We start from the raw sequence: 18,842 nt of genomic DNA, 5'->3' as shown, positions 1-18,842 counted from the left end.
CTTTGCGTCGAAATCGTTATAGCAAGCACAACTCGGCTCGTTTGCGTAAATTCCTAGGCTTCTTTAAAGCGAAATCTTTGAGCAATCAGAAACTTGCGTTTATAATGAGGAGCTGAGACGGAGTGTAGCAGACAAATTACTCCTGACTCTATTTATTAACTATCACACTTTTCATGGGCTGGGTCGCCAGTGAGATAACCACAGATCGGATTTCCTCGCAGGAACAGCGACGGAGACCGACGGGGCTTTTCATCGGCGGATGTGAACGACATCCGTCTGGAGCTGAGAAATGGCAACTATGTATTCATCCTCACTGGAGAATTTGGCGTCGTTAGCGCCCGAAGATCCGGCGAGCCTTCTGCTGGGGCGAGACCCATCGGTCAATCGACTCGCCCACCACGCCGAGCGCGCTGCTCAGGTGGAATGTACCGTCTTAATTACCGGGGAAACCGGTACGGGCAAAGAAGTTTGGGCCCGACTGCTACATCGCCTGGGTCCTCGTCACAACAAATCATTTGTGCCCGTGAACTGTGCTGCACTGACAGCTACCTTGGCGGAAAGCCAACTTTTTGGCCATGAAAAAGGGGCATTTACGGGTGCAGCCGGGGAAAGCCTTGGCGTGTTTCGCGCCGCACAAAATGGCGTCGTCTTTCTCGACGAAGTTGGCGACATGCCATTGGAATTGCAGCCCAAGCTGTTGCGGGTCCTGCAAGAAGGTGAAGTCACTCCGGTGGGTGCGGCACGTCCTTTAAATATTGACGTACAGATTATTGCTGCCACAAATCGCAATCTTGAACGCGACGTCGAAGAAGGTCGCTTCCGTGAAGATCTCTATTACCGCCTTAATCTGGTCGAACTCCAGATGCCAGCACTCCGCGACCGCGTAGAAGATATCCCCAGCTTTATCAACTTTTTCTCGAGAAAATTCGCTGCTCGCTATGATCAACCGATCTGGGAACCTACTCCCGAGACGCTACGTCGATTCTCCGAATATCGTTGGCCGGGCAATGTCCGCCAACTAAGTTTTGTTATCGAGCAAAGCTACGTTTTGCAGTGTGAACCGATTCTGCCAGGTGTTCACACTCAGAATGATCGTAATTTGCAGCTTCCCTTCACTAATCTGGGGAGGCTTCGCCAAGTTGCCGTGGAACAAGCACTTCGTACGACTTGTGGGCATAAAGGCCGTGCCGCTGAGTTATTAGGCGTGCATCCCAACACACTCACGCGGATCCTTGCTCAAATTGAGGAAGAGTAGATCATTACCATAAGATATGACGCATACAGAGCCGCTCCTTCGGGGGCGGCTTTTTTATTGCCCTCCACGCTTGGAAGCCTCCAAGACTTCCTCACCTTTTTGGTGGCGTTATCACAAATTGGTGAATCATCGAGAAACCTCTTGAATCATAGCGTGAATCAATTGCGATACTGATTTCTTCTCACCAATAAAGTGAATCGCCCTCTTCAGGTTGTTGTCGCTCGTGTTCTTCGTAAGTGCTAACTCTTACGAGACTTAGCATTGTTAATTGCTCGCATGCTTAATTGGGCACGGTACTAGCTAAGTAAGTATTCGCCTTACAGCGCACGCGTTGTAAGGAAGAGTCGGCCTTTGTCGATTCGGGTGTGCCAGCTTGTCGCTGGTAGCACGGCAAGAGACGTTTGTCACCGAATATGGTGACGGGTGTTTTGGCTGATCGTCACATCACAGGTCACGATCTCGCCTAGCTCAAGGAGACATGCGAATGAGCAACATGCAATCTTACGAAGCGTTGGCAGCAGACTACAGCACTGACAATTTTCGTCGTAGCGAGCCAATTAAGGCGAGCCGGCAACAATCCCCGACCCAAGGTCGGCGTCGTGGTAAAGGTCCTCAGTCCGTAAACGGCATTCATCGTCGTCGGCGTCGGAAGATTAGTTGGTAATGATCTTCTCGTTGGTTTGTGCATGCACGTGATGACGACATAGTCGTCAGAGTGTGCATGCGGCGGTAAAGCCGTACTCGTCGATTACCGTGAAAATTTTGGATTGAATAAGAGACATTATGCGCCGGCGCCGTTTGCGTCAGTTGGACATGATCCTCTTGTATGGCCGTGTGTTTTGTCAAACCAATGAATACGTTCGTGGTTTTTGATTTGATTTAAGGGCAGCCTGAGATGTCGAACACCGTGAGTTACTCAACAAACATGTGCCTGGAAACATAGTCCGTGGAAACTGTCTCACAAACGCCTATCGCCAGACTTACGCTACCTGAAGGTAAGACGAATGCGCCGCCGCGCACGCTTGTCTTGCCTGATCTCTTGCGTTGTTTGGTACTGACCTGGTCCGAAGGACGCGCCGAGTTGCTGCGTTCCGCGGCTTCGAACGAATCTTGGCAAGCAACGGTCAACATCGATGTTCGAGAGTTTCTGCGGAATCTGTATGTGTTGCGTGTTCCCTTGACGTTTGTTGATTTGCCCGACGTTGATGCGAAAAGCTATTCCCTATTGAAAGAAGCAGCTCAACGAACGTCGGAGCTTGGTAACTCTTTGGTTGTAATTTGCGGATTAGGCGGGAATCCGGCTGAAGAAATTTGGGCTCGCCAGTTGGGTGCCTGGGCTTATCTGCCGGGTGACAACGGTTTGGCAGGCTTGGAACTTGTCTTTGGTGATGCCCGTAAGGCCGTGGCGAATCAAGCGCTCGTGAATGTCGAACTTGATGGCTATCGCTGACGAGACGCCAGCAAGTATGACCTCGCAGAAATTAATAGGTTTTAGCTCTGAGTCGTGTGATCAACTCCCCTTACACCGTCGTGAGCACTGACAGACATGATCAAGAAACAAATGAGCGAACAGGAAGAAACCGCAGCGGAATACACGAACGGATCGATCGCCCGACCGGCGCGGCTCCGTCGTGAAGCGAAAACAGGAACTCTGCGGGCTCACAGCAAGCGCCGCACGGTAACGCGCGGCCGCAGAAAAAACACCGTCGTAGGTGGCATCCACCTGCGTGGAGATAAGCGCACTTTGCGCTGATGTAACTGAAAGTAAAGTGTCGACGCAACCAACAAGGCATTGCCGTGGGCGGGTCGCGACGACGGTTTGGGCATGGAGTTCTCTCCGTGGCGAAAACCAAAATTGGAGATAGATCATTGCATAACGTACTAACAACTGTTTGGAGCTCTATGATGCCATCACACCGGGTCCCTGTCGGTCAACTACATTCCTCGCCACTTGGACGAGGTAGCTTATGTCTACTTCTCGCCTTGGTGATCACATCTTTAAGCTCCGTCGCTTCGGCGGACATCATCCACAGCAATGTGAATGGCACGTCGGTGTGGTTTACGAACATCAAGGAAGGATCGCCAACCGGTGATCCTTTGCCGTTGTATGATCAACCATTCTCAGTGCAGGACGTACTAGTCTTCGCCCCTACGGGCGGATTCTCGGCGACTTCGGCTGGTGGTGGCACGCCCGATCAAACCGACGGGAAATTGTCGTTTATGATTGAAGCCAAACCGGGGCAGGTAATTGGCGCAGTTAAAGTCGATGAATCAGGCGTTACGAGATTAACCGCTCCCTTTGGCGGCGATGCCTTTACCTCAGTTTTTGGCTATGCCGATATCAAAATATTGGAAATCGGTGGGGCTGTCGTCAACTTACCAACGACTAACCATTTCTTTACGTTTTCGCCTAGTGATTCATTCCTGTTCTCTGACGTAGCGACAGGTCCCACCTACGCATCATCCTGGCAGGGTTCCTTGTCTGTCGCAATGCCTGCCAACGTCACTAAAGTTCTCGTTTCACTCGATAACATCTTGACTGCCTCGACGAGTGGTGCAGGAACCACGGCTTTGATCGACAAAAAGTCGTTTAGCGTGGGAGTTGTACCAGTCGGCCCGGAAGTTCCTGAACCAGGAACATTGATCCTGAGTGCAATCGCCTTTGGCGGAGTGTTTATCACGCGAAAGCGCTAAAGAATTAACGAAGGTCGTCAGACCCTCGAAGCTATAAACAAGGCTCAGCGGCCGAGCAATTCGTCGACCGCTGAGCCTATGTTCTTTTGCCTCATGAGCGATTCACCGACGAGAATCGCATTTACGCCCCCCGCTTCGAGTCGTACGGCATCGGCGCGATTCTTGATGCCGCTCTCACCCACGAGCACGCAATCAGGGGGAACTTCTCGACGCAGCCGCAATGTATGTTCGAGATCGACCTCAAATGTGTGCAGGTTGCGGTTGTTGACGCCGATCAACGTCGCCCCCGCTGCAAGCACCCGCGGCAAATTCGCCGGTTCGTAAAGCTCAACGAGCGGCGTCATCCCGAGTTCCAACGTCTCGTTGAAAAGTTTGCGTAAGTTGCAGTCGTCGAGACACTCGGCAATTAAGAGAACGGCATCGGCTCCCGCGGCACGGGCTTCCAATATCTGGTAAGAATCGATGATAAAGTCTTTCCGCAGGACCGGGATACCGACCGCCGCACGCACGGCACGCAGATAGTCGAGGCTGCCTTGAAAGTAAGGCACGTCCGTCAGAACGCTGAGGCACGAGGCGCCGTGCTGTTCATAGATTTGAGCGATCGCCACGGGATCGAAGTCAGCCCGAATCAGCCCCACTGAAGGGCTCGCTTTTTTGACCTCGGCGATGAGCCTGATTGGGCCGTCCGCCGCGAGTGGCGCGAAAAAATCTCTTACGGGCGGGGAATCAGCAATTTGGGCCTTGAGTTCCGCATCCGCAAGCTGGGCGCGTGCGGCGAGCACTTCCTGGTGCTTGGTGGCGACGATTTTCTCCAATATTGTGCTGCTCATAGAGCAATTTTAGCTAGCCGACCGCAATTTCGACAGGCTTGGACAGCTGTCGCGACTAGCCAAATCCGCCAAATTTCCGCGCCTGAGTGATTTCGCTCGCAGGAACGACTATCTTGGCAGTTAGCAGGACGGGACCGCCAAGACCCGGTGGACCTGTCCGAAATAACCTTGTCCTTCGACCAGGCGAGTGAACTGGCTAACCGCGATTTTGGCCGTTGGCAACAACGGCCCACTGAGGTGCGAGTTTGACCGACGCTGAACTACTGCGTGCGGCGCGAAACGATAACGCCGAGGCTTGGTGTGCGCTTTATACGCGCTATCTGCCTTTGGCATGGCGCTATGCGTACGCCCAGGTTCAAGACGTGCATGTGGCCGAGGACGTGGTGAGCGACACAATGTTAGCTCTGCTCAAGAACATTCATCAAATCGAAGCCGATGCGGCCCATATTGCCGCTTGGTTGCGGTCAGTCGTTCGGAATAAAGTCGCCGACCACCATCGCCAATCGTTTCGGCTTAAAGATCGATTGGAAAAAATCGGCCGCGATCCGTCGTCGGAATGTTTCGCCAGTTCGCCCGCGGGGGCACTTGAAACGGCTGAAACTCGCAAGCAAGTCATCGAAATTCTGGAGCGGCTTGGACCCAAGCATCGCTTGATTCTCGAATTGAAGTATGCCGAAGGGCTACGCGTCCGTGAAATCGCCGAACGATTGAATGAAACAGAAAAGGGGATCGAAGCCTCACTCTACCGTGCCCGGCGCGAGTTTCGCCGGTACTACGAATTGAGTGAACGGGAACTTCCCGTCAACGGGGTGGCCAGCTTGCCGCCGGTTCAACTTCCCCTAACCTAAGCGATCAACAGCCAAAGATTTGGTGTCGGTATGAATACAGGACATGAACAATTCGAAGATGAGGCCAGCCAACGGCGGGTCGAGCAGTTGCTGAGAACCACGTTCGCCGCGCCCCCGATGTCGGCCGACTTTGTCAACCGGATCTCGCAGCAGCTCGATCGCGAGTTCGCTTTTTCGAGTTCGGAAGTCAATGGCGTAGCTCATTCGGAACACGCCACGATTCCTTTATCTCAGGCGGCCACAAAACGGCGTTCGACTCTGCGAATCTTCGGCACGGCCGTCGCCGCTGCGGCGCTTTTGGTCGCCGTGGGGCTGTGGAGTGATCGGCCGGCTTATGGTTGGGCCGCGATGATCCAAGCGCTCGAAGGCTGCGACTGGGTGCAAGCGATCTCGCACTCGCAGGCCAATGACGGCGCGCAAGCGGCCATCGGCTGGTTTTCGCAATCGGCGCAGGTGGCTGCGCACGAAGAAGGTCAAGCACGGGTCTATCTTAATTTCCAAACCAATACGGCGGAGAACTTTGATCCCGCGGACCAAACGATCTATCAGCACGGACTCACTGAACCATCCCAACTCTCAGGTGAGTTCCTGGCCTTGCTGTTAGGGATGAAGGAACTGCCGTCAGCGCTCGCCAATGTTGATGCCACGAATTTGGAGGTCGTCGAGGAATCATGGCGTGAGGTTCTCGAACAGAACAACAAATTCATCGAGTTGCAAGTTACACTGCGACAGAAAAACAACGAAATGCTCCGCTTGGTTTTCTTGCTTAATCCAGAAACGCATCTTCCCGTGAGTGGCCGGGTGCTTGATGAGCACCAAAGGGAAAAAAAATCGTTGGAGTTCTCGTATCCGCAACAGGGTCCCGATTCGATTTTCGCGTTGGGCGTGCCTCGGGAAGCCAAAGTTGTTGTAGCAAGTCTTGCGAAGCCGGTGGCAGTGGCCTTGGCTGGGGTCGAACAGCCGAAGTCAGCTGTTGTGGTCGAGGAGTTGGTTGTCGCGGCTGGACCTGAATCACCAACCGCGCAACCAACGACCGACACGCCCACTCAGTCGACCGCTCCCGCCGTAGCGACGGAAGAACGGGTTGCCTCCAACACGCCTGCTCTAAAATTCAAAGCCGCTGAACCACTCGCCAAGCCGCTCGAAGAACAGGAGTTGGTGACGGAGATTAACTCACGGCTTGCCGACTTCTGGCAGGCTCAAGGAATTCGCCCCGCGGCACCGGCATCCGACGCCGAATTCTTGCGCCGTGTGTATCTCGACCTCACCGGTCGGATTCCCATGGTGAGCGAAGTTTACGCCTTTATGGACGATCCTGGTGCTGATCGCCGGGAGCGTTTGGTGGATGACTTGCTCGCGCGCCGCGATCATGCCACTCATCTGGCTGCCGTTTGGCGGGCGGTACTGCTTCCCGAGGGAGTTGACCTTAATCTTTATGGCGGCACGAACAAATTTGACGCTTGGCTGGCCGATCGCTTCGGGCAAAACCTGCCCTATGACGAAATCGTGCGACAACTTTTGCTGGCCGAAGGCCGCGTGAGCGAATCGGGCCCCATTCTGTTCTATGCCTCGTTGAAATTAAATCCCGAAGAATTGGCTGCCAAGACTTCGCGAGTCTTCCTCGGAACCCGTATGGAATGTGCCCAGTGCCATGACCATCCGTTTGACGACCGCATTGCCCAAACCGATTTCTGGGGTTTCGCGGCACATTTCGCTCAAATCTCGCGGCCCCAGGGAAAGATGCAAATGACTTCGCCCGTCTTGCGGGTGCATGACAACCATCATGGCGAAGTGATGCTACCAGATACGGAAACCGTGATCGCTCCTCACTTGCCGGGCAATGAGACAACCGCATCCGCGGAAAAAACTTCCGAGGGAACTGACCTTTCTCGACGACGGAAGTTGGTCGATTGGCTTACCAATCAGAATAACGACCTGTTTGCCCGTGCTGCGGTGAATCGTGTTTGGCAGCAACTCTTCGGTCGAGGTTTGGTTGATCCCGTCGACGACATGCGGCCCGACAATCCGGCAGTCTGTCCCGAGGTGTTGGATTTGCTAACTCGCGATTTCGCCGCGAGTGGTTTTGATCTGCGGCGTTTGCTGCGCGCTTTAGTCCTAACTGATGCCTATCAACTCTCGAGCGGTTCGCCTCAAGATGAGCCATCCCAGGCGCTATGTTTTGCTCGGATGAATATGAAGAACTTCACCGCGGATCAGTTGTTCGACTGTATCGCCGTCGCGACGAGAAATGAAGGGATGCTAGGGAATGCCCCCGACGGAGCACTAGCACGCACCGAAAATATGAGTCGTCAGGCCTTCATCGAACAATTCCGTGCGGCGGGAGAAAATCGCACCGAGTATCAAGCGGGGGTTCCGCAAGCTCTCACGCTGATGCACGGTTCGGTGGTGCATGGCGCGACGGATTTGAAAAGCAGTGGCCTACTCAAATCTTTGAACGCTCCTTTCTTCACCGACGAACAACGCCTCGACACGTTGTTCTTGGCAACGCTCTCTCGACAACCAGAACCAACGGAACGAGCAAAATTGCTTGACTATCTCGAGAGTGCCAATAACGCAGACGAGCGGCTCGCGATTTTGGGTGACGTTCTCTGGGCACTGCTCAACAGCGCGGAATTTACTTTTATTCACTGATAGGAATCTGTGGCTGAGGTCTGTGACCTCGGTCAGAAGCTTAAACAATTGAACCGGCCTACCGGCCAGCTACAGAATACGGGGTGTGAATCATGGCCAAGCTGAACGAAATGGATCGTCGACGATGGATGCAATCGGCGACGCTCGGTCTGTGTGGCTTAAGCGTCAGCGGCTGGCTGCCGTCGTTTGCCCAGCAATTGGCCGCCGACCCTAAGCGGCGACGGCATTGTATTTTGCTGTGGATGGCTGGTGGACCCAGTCAAACCGATACCTTCGACATGAAGCCGGGGCATGAAAATGGCGGTGAATTCAAAGAGATTTCCACCAATGTGCCAGGCATGCGATTCAGCGAGCACTTGCCTCAACTTGCCAAGCAAGCCGATCAGCTAGCCATCATCCGAGGTCTAAGTACAAAAGAAGGGGATCACGGGCGCGGAACGCATTTGATGCGGACGGGCCGCGCGCCGATGGGTGTGGAAAAATTTCCCGCGATTGGTGCCGCTCTGGCGAAACAACTTGCGTCGAGTGAAATCGCATTGCCACCCTATGTAAGTATCGCGCCCTACCGCGCATTCAATGCCGAAGCGTTTGGACCTGGATTCTTAGGGCCGAAATATGCTCCCTTGTTCGTGGGCGAAACCAATAGCGGCGCCCCTGTAGCCGGCGACGACTTCGCTCAATTGAAAGTCGACGCCCTCGCACCACCCGATGGTGTGACGAAAGCCCAGATGGATCGCCGCTTGGAAATTTGGCAGACCATGGAAGCTGGTTTTCTGGGGCATCATCCGGCCGAGGCAACGCGGGCTCATCAAATGGTGTACGAAAATTCCTTGCGGATGATCGACAGCGATGCCGCGTCGGCGTTTGATTTGTCGAAAGAACCACAAAAAGTTCGCGAGGCCTACGGCAAGGGCATGTTCGGTCAAGGTTGCTTGCTCGCGCGGCGATTGGTTGAACGGGGCGTACCGTTTGTGGAAGTCTCGCTCAATACGAGTTCCAACGGCAGCTTCGGATGGGATACTCACGCCAACAACTTTACGGCCGTGGAAGCCCTTTCCAAAGAGCTCGATGCCGGCTGGGCGACGTTGATGGATGACTTGCGTTCGCGCGGTTTGTTGGAATCGACCACCATTATCTGGATGGGCGAATTTGGCCGCACTCCCAAGATTAATGGTTCCGGAGGACGCGATCATTTCCCGCAAGCTTGGTCGTGCGTGATGGCTGGCGGTGGGATCGCAGGGGGACAAGTGTACGGCAAAACCAGCAAAGATGGCATGCACGTCGAGGAGGCAGAAACTTCGGTGACCGACGTTCTCGCCACGCTATGTACCGCACTCGGAGTCGCACCGGAAACGCAAAACATGTCGACCTCTGGCCGACCCATTGCGATGGTCGACGGTATGGCGATCGATGAATTAGTGAGTTGAGACATAACTTCCATGCACTTCTCTCAATCAAACACTTTCGATTCTTTAGCTCGACTCAACAAGTCGTGTTGGGCGTGCTTCATTGGCTTGATGACCGTGCTTGCAGGTATGCAGCAACTCATATTTGCGGAAAATGCACAGAGTGAAAAACCGCTGGCCTCGTGCGCCATCCAAGAGTTGAAAGCACAAGCAGACAACTATGAAATGACACAGGCCGTGGTCCTCAACGGATATCAACAACCGCCGGATACGACGCTCGACAATTATGCCCGTAGTGCCGATGGCCAGTGGCTGATCCCTCAGCAAGTGGATCGAACAGATCCCAATGTGCGGCTGCTTATCCTCGGACCCGAACAGCCGCTGCTCGTTGATATCGCCATTTTCATCGATGGCGAACCATTCACCGCAGCACGGGAGAAATTAATCGACGACTTGTTGGATGATGCAACGATCGAAACTCTCGTCCGCGATGCCGTGAAAGTTTCGTTACCCGAAGAAGAAAAAGAAGCGGATGAGTTCATAGATGGTACCGTCTCCAATGACGAAAAATCCAAAGACGATGAATCGCCAGAGGAAGATCAAGAAGACGCCAAAAAGGATCCTGGCAAGCCAGTCGTCGACGTGCAGCAACGGGCGACACGAAGCGTTGCTCAGCGACTCGTCAATTACATGGCTTCGGCGGACGTGAAAGCCGATCGCGAGGAAGTGCGTTGGCTGCTCGCCGAGTGGACGGGTGGCCCAGCGATTTTAACACTGGGCCCAGCCATGAATTGGCAACGGGTTGGTTTCGCTCCGCTCTGGAATGCTATTGATGTCGATGCCGATCAAATCTTAAGCGCGCCTGAAATTGCCGCGGCCGCGGAACGCCTCGCCCACGCCGACGTCGATGAAAATAGCATCGTCGAGCTGGAAGAGCTTTTCGCGATGGGTTCCCGGAACACGACGGCACCCTTTGGTCACCCACTTGCCGTGGTGATCGATCAGGAAACGAATTGGCAGCAATTACACTCCCATCTGCAAGCTGCCTACAGCCGACGCGAGACGGGGCAGCAAGGATCAGCCGCCTCGTCCGCGTCGGCAATTTTGACTCGTATCGCGAGTGGCGACATGACTGTGTCACAAACCGATATCGAGAGCTTAGTGGAAGATCCCGCCGACATAAATTTGCGTGTTTCGCTCGGCAAGCAAGACGGTGAGAAACAGGTTGCTTTGTTGGCAATGAACGCGGGCGAGCATTTGCAGCATGAGAATATGGTGACCGCCCTTCAAGGTGCGCAGTATTTGGAATTTTCTGCGGGCGATGCGAAGGAGCAAGATGCCGCCGAACCGGTGGCAACTCAGATCGCCATTGGAGCCGTTGTGGATGGCTATCCCCTGTTCCGCTTGGCAGATCGTAACGGTGATCGTCGGCTCTCACCTCGTGAGTGTCGCAATATGGCGGCCGTTTTGACGGCGCTCGATCTGAATGATGATGGGCAAATTGATTCCGGTGAAAAACCTAACGCCATCCGTGTGTCAATCACCCGTGGCCCTCATGCGCATGAAATGCTTGCTGAGCCGACGTCGGCGGCGCGCGATTTTGCCAGTGTTGGTGCGACTGCGAACGATGCGCCTAAGCCCGCAGCCAGCGTGCCAGCGTGGTTCACGGATATGGACCGCAATCGCGATGGCGACGTGTCGCGGAGCGAATTTTTGGGGACCAGCGAGCAATTCAAGCAACTCGATGGTGACGGTGATGGCTTGATTGGAGACCAGGAAGCCACGGAATAGTTGCCAAGATTTTGACGATCTCAGCGAACTCCCATTGTTTCACCCCAAAAACCGGTATCATAAACAAATCCGCGGTTGCGGCGCATCTATCTTCGATAGGCTCTATCCTTGATAAACGTCGCCTTAACATTCCCACCCCAGAGCCTCCGGAACTTATCATGAGTGAGAATCATCAAACCGTGCTCGATTCCAATCACGTACTTGCTCCCCACGCCAGCACGGAAGAAGTCACCCGAATGGTGAACAATCTGTATGCCACCTATGAACGGATGCGCACAGAACTGGCTGGTGTGATCGTCGGCATGGATGAAGTGACCGAACAATTGATGATCGGCATCCTTTGTCGCAGCCACTGTATTTTGCAGGGCATGCCGGGCTTGGCGAAGACTTTGCTGATTTCGCAACTCGCGTCATTGATGGACCTCACGTTTCATCGCATCCAGTTCACCCCCGATTTGATGCCCGGCGACATCACTGGTGGCGATGTGTTGGAAGAAGATCACACGACCGGCAAGCGGGCCTTCCGTTTCTTGCAGGGACCATTGTTCGCCAATCTGGTGTTGGCCGACGAAATCAATCGCACCCCGCCCAAGACTCAAAGTGCATTGCTCGAGGCGATGGAAGAACGCCAACTTTCCGTCGGCGGAAAAACTTATCGACTGCCCAATCCGTTTTTTGTGCTGGCCACCCAAAATCCTATCGAAGTGGAAGGAACTTATCCTCTGCCCGAAGCCCAACTCGACCGTTTTCTGATGAAAATCAAAGTCGAATATCCCGACCGCGTCGGCGAATTGGAAATCTGCCGACGGCAAACGACCGATTATTCGCACACGACGCAGCAAGTGATCGATGTCCAGCAACTCCTCGCCATGCAGCAGCTCGTGCCCAAGGTGGTGGTGGCGGATCACGTTTACGAAGCCGCCGTGGATTTGGCCCGCATGACTCGCCCCGACGAAGGCAAACTCCCTGCCGATTTGCGTGACAAGGTTCAATACGGCGCGGGACCACGGGCGAGCATTGCTCTACTCAAAGCAGCCAAAGCCCGGGCATTGCTCCACAAGCGTTGTCATGTCACGACGGCTGATGTTCAGGCGGTTGCGCTGCCCGTGTTGAGGCACCGCATCATCCCCACGTTCAATGCCGAGGCGGCTGGTCTCGACACCGACGATATCGTCAACGCACTCGTCGAGCGGAGCTCGCTCGCGGCCAGCGCATAAAATTCATGGCAAGCATTTGAGTTATCGTGGAACAACAACCCCGCGTGCAACAATTTGTCGATTCTCTGCGAGCGCGGGAAAGTCCACGCCCTAGCCCCACGGTTCGCACGCCGATGCCGGCTGCGCGTGCAGGCGTGCCGACTAAGCCGATTTTCGATCCTCAGATGCTCACGAAGCTGGGGCGATTGGAGATCATCGCTCGCACGGTTGTCGATGGGCTGCTCTCCGGCAAGCATCGCTCCACGCATAAAGGTGGCTGCACCGACTTTGCCGAGTATCGACCCTACACACAAGGCGATGACATCCGGCAGCTCGATTGGAAAAAGTTCGCCAAGACCGACCGTTACTATGTGAAGCGCTACGACGACGAAACGAATCTCCAAGCTTTGCTGATCGTCGACGCCAGCGGTTCGATGCAATTCGGCATGTCGACCGTCACGAAATGGCGGTATGCGCAAATGGCTACTGCGTGTTTGGGGCATTTATTGCTAAGGCAACGCGATTCGGTGGGCCTCGCCGTGGTTGGTGAAAAGCTGCGCGACTATGTCAAACCCTTGCCGCGCGCCAATCATCTTTCTCGGGTGATCAACGTGCTGGAAGGGATCGACGCCAGCGGCAAGTCGAAGATCGACGAAACACTTCAAGATTTAACCGGCCGTTTGAAACGCCGCGGAATGGTGATTTTGCTGAGCGATTGTTTCGGCGAAGTGGCTCGGTTGAAGCACGTCCTCGAGCAATTTCGCCTACGTGGCCACGACGTGCTCGTGTTTCAAGTCTTAGCGCCCGAAGAACTGGAATTCCCCTTCAAACGGGAATCGTTCTTTCAGGATTTGGAACTCCCACGCCGGCTACAAATCAATCCCAACACGCTACGCAAACAGTACCTTGCGGAGTTTCGCGCCTTTCGCGAGCAACTTCGCGACATGCTTACCGATATCGGTGCAGATTTGGTCACGCTCAGAACGGACCAGGATTTGGGGGAAACATTGGCCCAATATTTGCGCCGGCGTACCGCACAGAAGACTGCCACGTTAGCTCGTACTCGTTAAACCGAAATTATCGTTTGAGAAAATCGCCGTGTCGTTCCTCAGTGGACTATTCCTGTTCGCCTTGCCGCTGGCCGCCGTGCCGGTGTTGATCCATCTCTATCGGGGACGGCAGCACGACATGGTTTATTGGGGGGCCATGCAGTTTTTGGAAAAGGCACTCACTAAGGGTCGCAGTTGGGAAAAGCTCGAAGAAATCCTACTGATGTTGCTGCGGACGGCGGTGGTGATTGCTTTGATCTTTGCTCTGGCCAGACCGCTGGTGAGCAGCAGTTGGTGGGGCTCGGCCGGGAGCCGCGAAGTTGTGTTGATCCTCGACAATTCGCTGTCGATGTCGCGCACGGTCGCCGATACTTCGGCTTTCGATCAACTCAAAGATAATGCCGTGGCGTTTCTCGATGAACTTTCCGCAGATGATCGCGTGCATGTAATGCTCGCGGCGGGCGGTGGGCAATGGCTCACTGCCGAGGGTCTCACCGGCGATTACGCGGGTGTGAATCAAATTCGCTCGCTCGTCGAAGGGGCTGAACCGTCTCGCGGCTCGGCCGATTTGCTGACCTGTCTGCTTACCGTTGTTCACCTGCAACCCGAGGACAAGCCAGCGTCACGGCGGGTGGTCGTGTTTACGGACAATCAAGAACAAAGCTGGCAACTCGAAGCCGAACAAGCCTGGACACAGTTGGGGGAAACACTCACAAACGCGGATATTCCCACGACCATCCAAGTGATGGAATGTGGATTGGAAAACAATCAAGTAGACAATCTCGCGGTGCAGGGGATCGAAGTTTCGCGAAAGATCGCTCGGCCCGGCGAAGAGATTCAGGCTCGCGCGCAAGTGATCAATCTGGGCGAAGTTGAGCGTCCCGCGGGAGTTGTCGAGTGGCTAGTCGATGATGAAGTCGTGGGGACAAGCGCATTGGGAACATTGTCACCAGGGGCCACGACCGAGGTTTCAACGTCGCTGCGGCGAAAAGATGCCGGGACTTATTTCATTCGCTGCCGCATTGAGGCCGACGATCAAGTGCCGCTTGATCAGGAAGAAGGAACGGTTCTGGAAGTAACCGATGAAATTCCCGTATTAGTGGTCCATAACCCCGAATTTGCGAATGGCGAGAAATCATCCCGCGATTTTTTGACCGCAGCACTGGGGTACAACGGCACAGACCCACAACCTTGGCACGCGGTGTATCGCCCTACGATTATTGAAACAAGCGAATTAGCCGAGACGAATCTTGCACAGTATCGGGCCATTGTGCTTACCGACGTCATCGAAGGAGATGACGAAACGATTTCGCGACTCGATGATTTTGTTCGAGAAGGGGGCGGATTGTGGATCGCTTTGGGAGAGAATGTCGATCGCTCGAATTTCAATCGCGATTTTTTTGACGATGGAGATGGGCTCAGTCCGTTACCGCTGGAAAGCCTGCAAGAAAATGACTCGGCCACCGAAGAAGCGAGCCAAATTCACCCTCCCGGCCGGGATCATCCCGCGACGGTGCAATTAGCCAACACCGCACAGCTCGATATCGATGAAGCCCGTATCAACACGCATTGGTTGTTTGCTCCGCGTGACGAAAATGCGGCAGAAACCAAAGTTTTGCTCGAAGCAGGCGACGGCACGCCACTTGTCGTTGAAAACTACGTGGGCGAAGGACGGGTCATCGTTCAATCGTTCCCGCTGGGTTTGGAGTGGAGCAACTTACCACAACTCAAAGCGTATGTGGTGATGGTGTCTGATTGGCTGGATTATTTGACGGCGCCCACGTCGGCCCGTTTTAATCTTGCGCCGGGAAGTGCCTTGGTCGCTACGTTGCCGACTAGCGCGGATGGAGATGAGATTGAACTTTTGACACCCGCGGGCACCACCGTGCCACTTGTTGGTCAAGAACTTGAAGACTCACACGTGGTTCGTTACTGGCAAACTCATTTGCCCGGCGCATATCGAGTTCTGTACACCGACGGTGGCCAATCCGCGAGCATTCCTTTTCACGTTGCTCGTGATCCACGGGAATCACAGCTTAAGTTTCTCGACGAGCAGCAACAAGACTCGCTCGCCGCGGCGGGACTCGTGTTTGGTACGGAACTGCCCGAAGCGCAAGTGACCGATGAATCCGCCGTCCGAGAGGAGCCGATCTGGCAAACACTTTTGGTCGCGCTCATCGTTTTACTTGCCGCTGAATTGTTGATTTCATCGTGGTTAACACGACAACGGAGCGGTCCGGCCTTAAACAGCTCTTTTTAAGTTTCAATCATGTCTCCCAGCCAACAATCTGAAAACTTGATCTTCGACGGCGCGCTTTCGCTGCCGACGGCGATCGTTATTGGGTTGTTGCTTATTGGACTCACGACGTGGCTATTAATTCGTGATCGCAATGCCTTGGGCACGGGTTGGGCCACTGTATTCTGGGCCACGCGGTTGGGCGCGGTAGGATTAGCCCTCTGGATGGCGGTCGGGCCCACGTTGGAAAAAGTTGAGCGCAGCAGCACTCCGCAATCAATTGCGATCATCGCCGATCACAGCGAGAGCATGAACATCGTTGATCCCCCCGACGGCGCTGAAAGCGTGCGGTGGGAATTGGCAGCCGAAAAGATGACCAGCGACCCGCATGCGGCAGAGATCGCCATGATTGCCGCGGACCGCGCGGGGGTGGCCTTGGCCGTGGCCAATCAGCATTGCCAAACCACCGCAAAAATGCTGGCAGAGCATCGGCCCTTGAATTTGCTCCGCGGAAGTTTGAAATCGGTGCGAATCGCGGTGGAACGGGCTAGCAAACATTGCGAAACCATTAGCGATGAACTCGCAGGGACGCGGGACGACATGCTCGAACGGCTTGCTCGCGTTGACACGCTGCTGGAAGGTCCGATCGCGGAATCCCTCGACGCGGCTGAAAAAGCGGTGACTGATCGGGGGGATTCTGTTGTTGAAGAATTAACGACATCCTTGGGGCAGTTGGGCGAAGGCCTGTCAGGTGCTCAGCGTCGCATCGACAGCCTGGCGAGCGACCTCCTCCGCGAACAAATCGATGCCAATAGCGGCGTGTTCGCGGCGGACGAAAATCAAAATCGCCAAGAAAAAACATCGGAAGCCTTACGGGCGTTGGAGCGAGGCGCACTGACGGACTTGCCCGACGATGTGCGAGTGAATCGTTTTCGTTTTGATGCGATGTTAACGCCCGTGTCTGGCGATGAACCTTGGTCGAAGCGATTCAATGTGGAGGCGGAATCGCAACCGCGTACTGGAAAGCCAGCTAATCCAATCACGAATTTGAGTGGTGTGCTGGAACAGCTTTCCAAAGCCCGCACCGCCGACGCCACGCGGTTGGCCGTCGTTTACACGGATGGCCGCCACACGGCCATAGATGGAGTCTCTCCTCAAGAAGCCGCCGCGGAATTACACGATTTGCCGGTGTTCGTCGTGCCAGTCGGCAGCGCGGCTTTGGTTCGTGACCTGGTCGTGCATCGCGTGACTGCGCCGTCGACCGTCGTGGAACGCGACTCGGCTGTGATCGAAGCGATTGTCACCGCGTTTGATTGCGACGGTTTGCAATCGGAACTCGTGTTGCGACATAACGGTGAAATCATTGATCGCAAACCGGTCGATTTCACGGGTGATCGCATCGATCGGAGAGTGAAGTTCGATGTCTACGCCGACAAGCTGGGGTGGCAAGAGTATGAGTTGGCTTTGGAACCCGTCGACGGTGAGGCCAGCCAAGCCAACAACGTGACGCCCGTTTCTTGGGAAGTCGTTAAAGATAAATTCCGCGTTTTGTTGTCGGATGGCGTCTCGCAGTGGGAATATCGCTATTTGCAGCAACTCTTCCGCCGCGATCCTCACGTGGAATGTGATGAGTTGCTCTTCTTTCCTCGCCTGCGTGGCACGGGCAACCTAGCCACCAAGCCGCAATTTCCCAGAACGGTCGACGATTGGGCGTTGTACGACGTGGTGATTCTGGGTGACATCAGCCCCAAGCAGTTGCCACGTGCAAGCCAGGAATCGCTCGTGGAATATGTCCGCAAGCGGAACGGCCATCTCATTTTAATTTCTGGTCGCGATCATATGCCACAAGCCTATGAAGGCCAACCGTTGATGGGACTGCTCCCGGTCGAACCACTCTCCGGCACGGTCTATGAAAGCTACACAGTAGCCCTGACCGACGAAGGCCGTGTTCACAGTGCACTCGCCATCGAAGATGGAGCCAAACTCAGTGAAATGGCTTGGCAAGACGTTTACGATCAGAAGCCGCTCGGCGGGGTCTCGCTATTTTGTAAGCCCAAGAAGACCGCGCGGACATTGATTGAAGCTGTTCCGTACGGTTCGACGATGCAACTTCCCGAAGATCAGCAAGAACAAGCGGCGTTTCTCTGTTGGCATCAAGCCGGGGCGGGGAAGGTCGTTTATCTCTCTAGTCCCCAAACCTGGAAGCTTCGTTTTCGTCGCGATGATCGTCGGCATCATCGTTTTTGGGGGCAGATGCTCCGCTGGATTACCGCCACGAACTTAGGGAGCGGCTTTGATCTGGCCCGGCTTTCGACGGATCAAACCCATTACGCCACGAATGAACCGGTGGAAGTTACGGTGTGGCTCAAGGATCAAACGGGCCGGCCACTCGCGGATCAAGAAGTGCAAGTGGCCGCGAAAGTTTTGGACGACACCGTTGCCAGTGTGCCCTTGGTGGCCGACGACGAAATGGCGGGGCGCTACTCCGCCGTGCTCAAAGGTTTGCCCGCGGGTGCTTATGAAATCCTGGTCGAGGGGACGATCATCGATCAATTGCTGAGTGGCCAAGCGGAGCAGACAGATGTCCGCTCGCTGATCTCGATTGAATCCAGCGACAGCCTGGAAATGATGGATACTCGCTGCGACCGAGCGTTGTTGGAGCAAATTGCCAAAACGACGGGCGGGCAAGTCATTCCGCCCACGGCCGTGGCGGAAGTTTTGCAACTTGCATCGCTGTCGCCGGAAGTTCACGAAACCGTGGAACGAACTCCGCTGTGGGATCGCTGGCTTAACCTGTGGATTATTCTCGGTTGTTTGTTCGTGGAATGGATCGTGCGCAAAGCCAAGGGCTTTGTGTAGGCCACAATAATTGACGTTGAAAAATT

Annotated in this window: 14 protein-coding genes; 13 read left to right on the top strand and 1 reads right to left on the bottom strand. The window is 54.7% G+C overall.

Going from position 1 to position 18,842, the window contains the following annotated elements; all coding sequences use genetic code 11:
• Positions 1-298 precede the first annotated feature (298 nt).
• The 5 genes from SH678x_RS19625 (at position 299) to SH678x_RS19605 (ending at position 3,949) form a co-directional block, all read left to right on the top strand.
• The gene (locus SH678x_RS19625) at positions 299-1,255 is read left to right on the top strand and encodes a sigma-54 interaction domain-containing protein (RefSeq protein ID WP_496920151.1); all 957 of its coding nucleotides are present in this window, start codon (positions 299-301) and stop codon (positions 1,253-1,255) included.
• A gap of 484 nt (positions 1,256-1,739) precedes the next feature.
• Positions 1,740-1,919: a hypothetical protein gene (locus tag SH678x_RS19620; protein ID WP_496920150.1), complete on the top strand. Its 180-nt coding sequence runs from the start codon at positions 1,740-1,742 to the stop codon at positions 1,917-1,919.
• 282 nt (positions 1,920-2,201) lie between these two features.
• The gene (locus SH678x_RS19615) at positions 2,202-2,705 is read left to right on the top strand and encodes a hypothetical protein (protein WP_496920149.1); all 504 of its coding nucleotides are present in this window, start codon (positions 2,202-2,204) and stop codon (positions 2,703-2,705) included.
• A gap of 96 nt (positions 2,706-2,801) precedes the next feature.
• Entirely contained in the window at positions 2,802-3,008 is a 207-nt protein-coding gene (locus tag SH678x_RS19610) for a hypothetical protein (protein ID WP_496920148.1), read from the top strand.
• Positions 3,009-3,157: 149 nt separating this feature from the next.
• Positions 3,158-3,949, top strand: coding sequence for a PEP-CTERM sorting domain-containing protein (locus SH678x_RS19605; RefSeq protein ID WP_496920147.1), 792 nt, complete (start codon positions 3,158-3,160; stop codon positions 3,947-3,949).
• Positions 3,950-3,993: 44 nt separating this feature from the next.
• Here the strand turns inward: SH678x_RS19605 and trpC are convergent, their stop codons facing one another.
• On the bottom strand, positions 3,994-4,779 hold the full coding sequence (gene trpC / locus SH678x_RS19600) for an indole-3-glycerol phosphate synthase TrpC (protein WP_496920146.1): 786 nt from the start codon (positions 4,777-4,779) through the stop codon (positions 3,994-3,996).
• A gap of 245 nt (positions 4,780-5,024) precedes the next feature.
• Here trpC and SH678x_RS19595 point away from each other — a divergent pair, with 245 nt between their 5' ends.
• The 8 genes from SH678x_RS19595 to SH678x_RS19560 all read left to right on the top strand — a co-directional run bounded on the left by SH678x_RS19595 (position 5,025) and on the right by SH678x_RS19560 (position 18,816).
• Positions 5,025-5,627, top strand: coding sequence for an RNA polymerase sigma factor (locus SH678x_RS19595; protein ID WP_496920145.1), 603 nt, complete (start codon positions 5,025-5,027; stop codon positions 5,625-5,627).
• Between the two features lie 30 nt (positions 5,628-5,657).
• Positions 5,658-8,279, top strand: coding sequence for a DUF1549 domain-containing protein (locus SH678x_RS19590; protein ID WP_496920144.1), 2,622 nt, complete (start codon positions 5,658-5,660; stop codon positions 8,277-8,279).
• A gap of 92 nt (positions 8,280-8,371) precedes the next feature.
• Positions 8,372-9,706: a DUF1501 domain-containing protein gene (locus SH678x_RS19585; RefSeq protein WP_496920143.1), complete on the top strand. Its 1,335-nt coding sequence runs from the start codon at positions 8,372-8,374 to the stop codon at positions 9,704-9,706.
• A 12-nt stretch (positions 9,707-9,718) separates the two neighbouring features.
• Complete coding sequence (locus SH678x_RS19580; RefSeq protein ID WP_496920142.1) at positions 9,719-11,476, top strand: hypothetical protein; 1,758 nt, start codon at positions 9,719-9,721, stop codon at positions 11,474-11,476.
• Positions 11,477-11,712: 236 nt separating this feature from the next.
• Positions 11,713-12,693: an AAA family ATPase gene (locus SH678x_RS19575; protein WP_496923087.1), complete on the top strand. Its 981-nt coding sequence runs from the start codon at positions 11,713-11,715 to the stop codon at positions 12,691-12,693.
• A 26-nt stretch (positions 12,694-12,719) separates the two neighbouring features.
• Positions 12,720-13,742 carry a DUF58 domain-containing protein gene (locus tag SH678x_RS19570; RefSeq protein ID WP_496920141.1) on the top strand — a complete coding sequence of 341 codons (1,023 nt, stop codon included), beginning with the start codon at positions 12,720-12,722 and terminating at the stop codon, positions 13,740-13,742.
• Between the two features lie 28 nt (positions 13,743-13,770).
• Positions 13,771-15,981: a BatA domain-containing protein gene (locus SH678x_RS19565; protein WP_496920140.1), complete on the top strand. Its 2,211-nt coding sequence runs from the start codon at positions 13,771-13,773 to the stop codon at positions 15,979-15,981.
• A 9-nt stretch (positions 15,982-15,990) separates the two neighbouring features.
• Positions 15,991-18,816, top strand: a complete 2,826-nt coding sequence (locus SH678x_RS19560) for a hypothetical protein (protein ID WP_496920139.1) — start codon at positions 15,991-15,993, stop codon at positions 18,814-18,816.
• The last annotated feature ends 26 nt before the right edge of the window (positions 18,817-18,842 follow it).

Source organism: Bythopirellula superficialaquae (assembly GCF_059632245.1).
The sequence above is the reverse complement of the archived record's forward strand: the minus strand, read 5'-3'. Positions and strand labels throughout refer to the sequence as shown.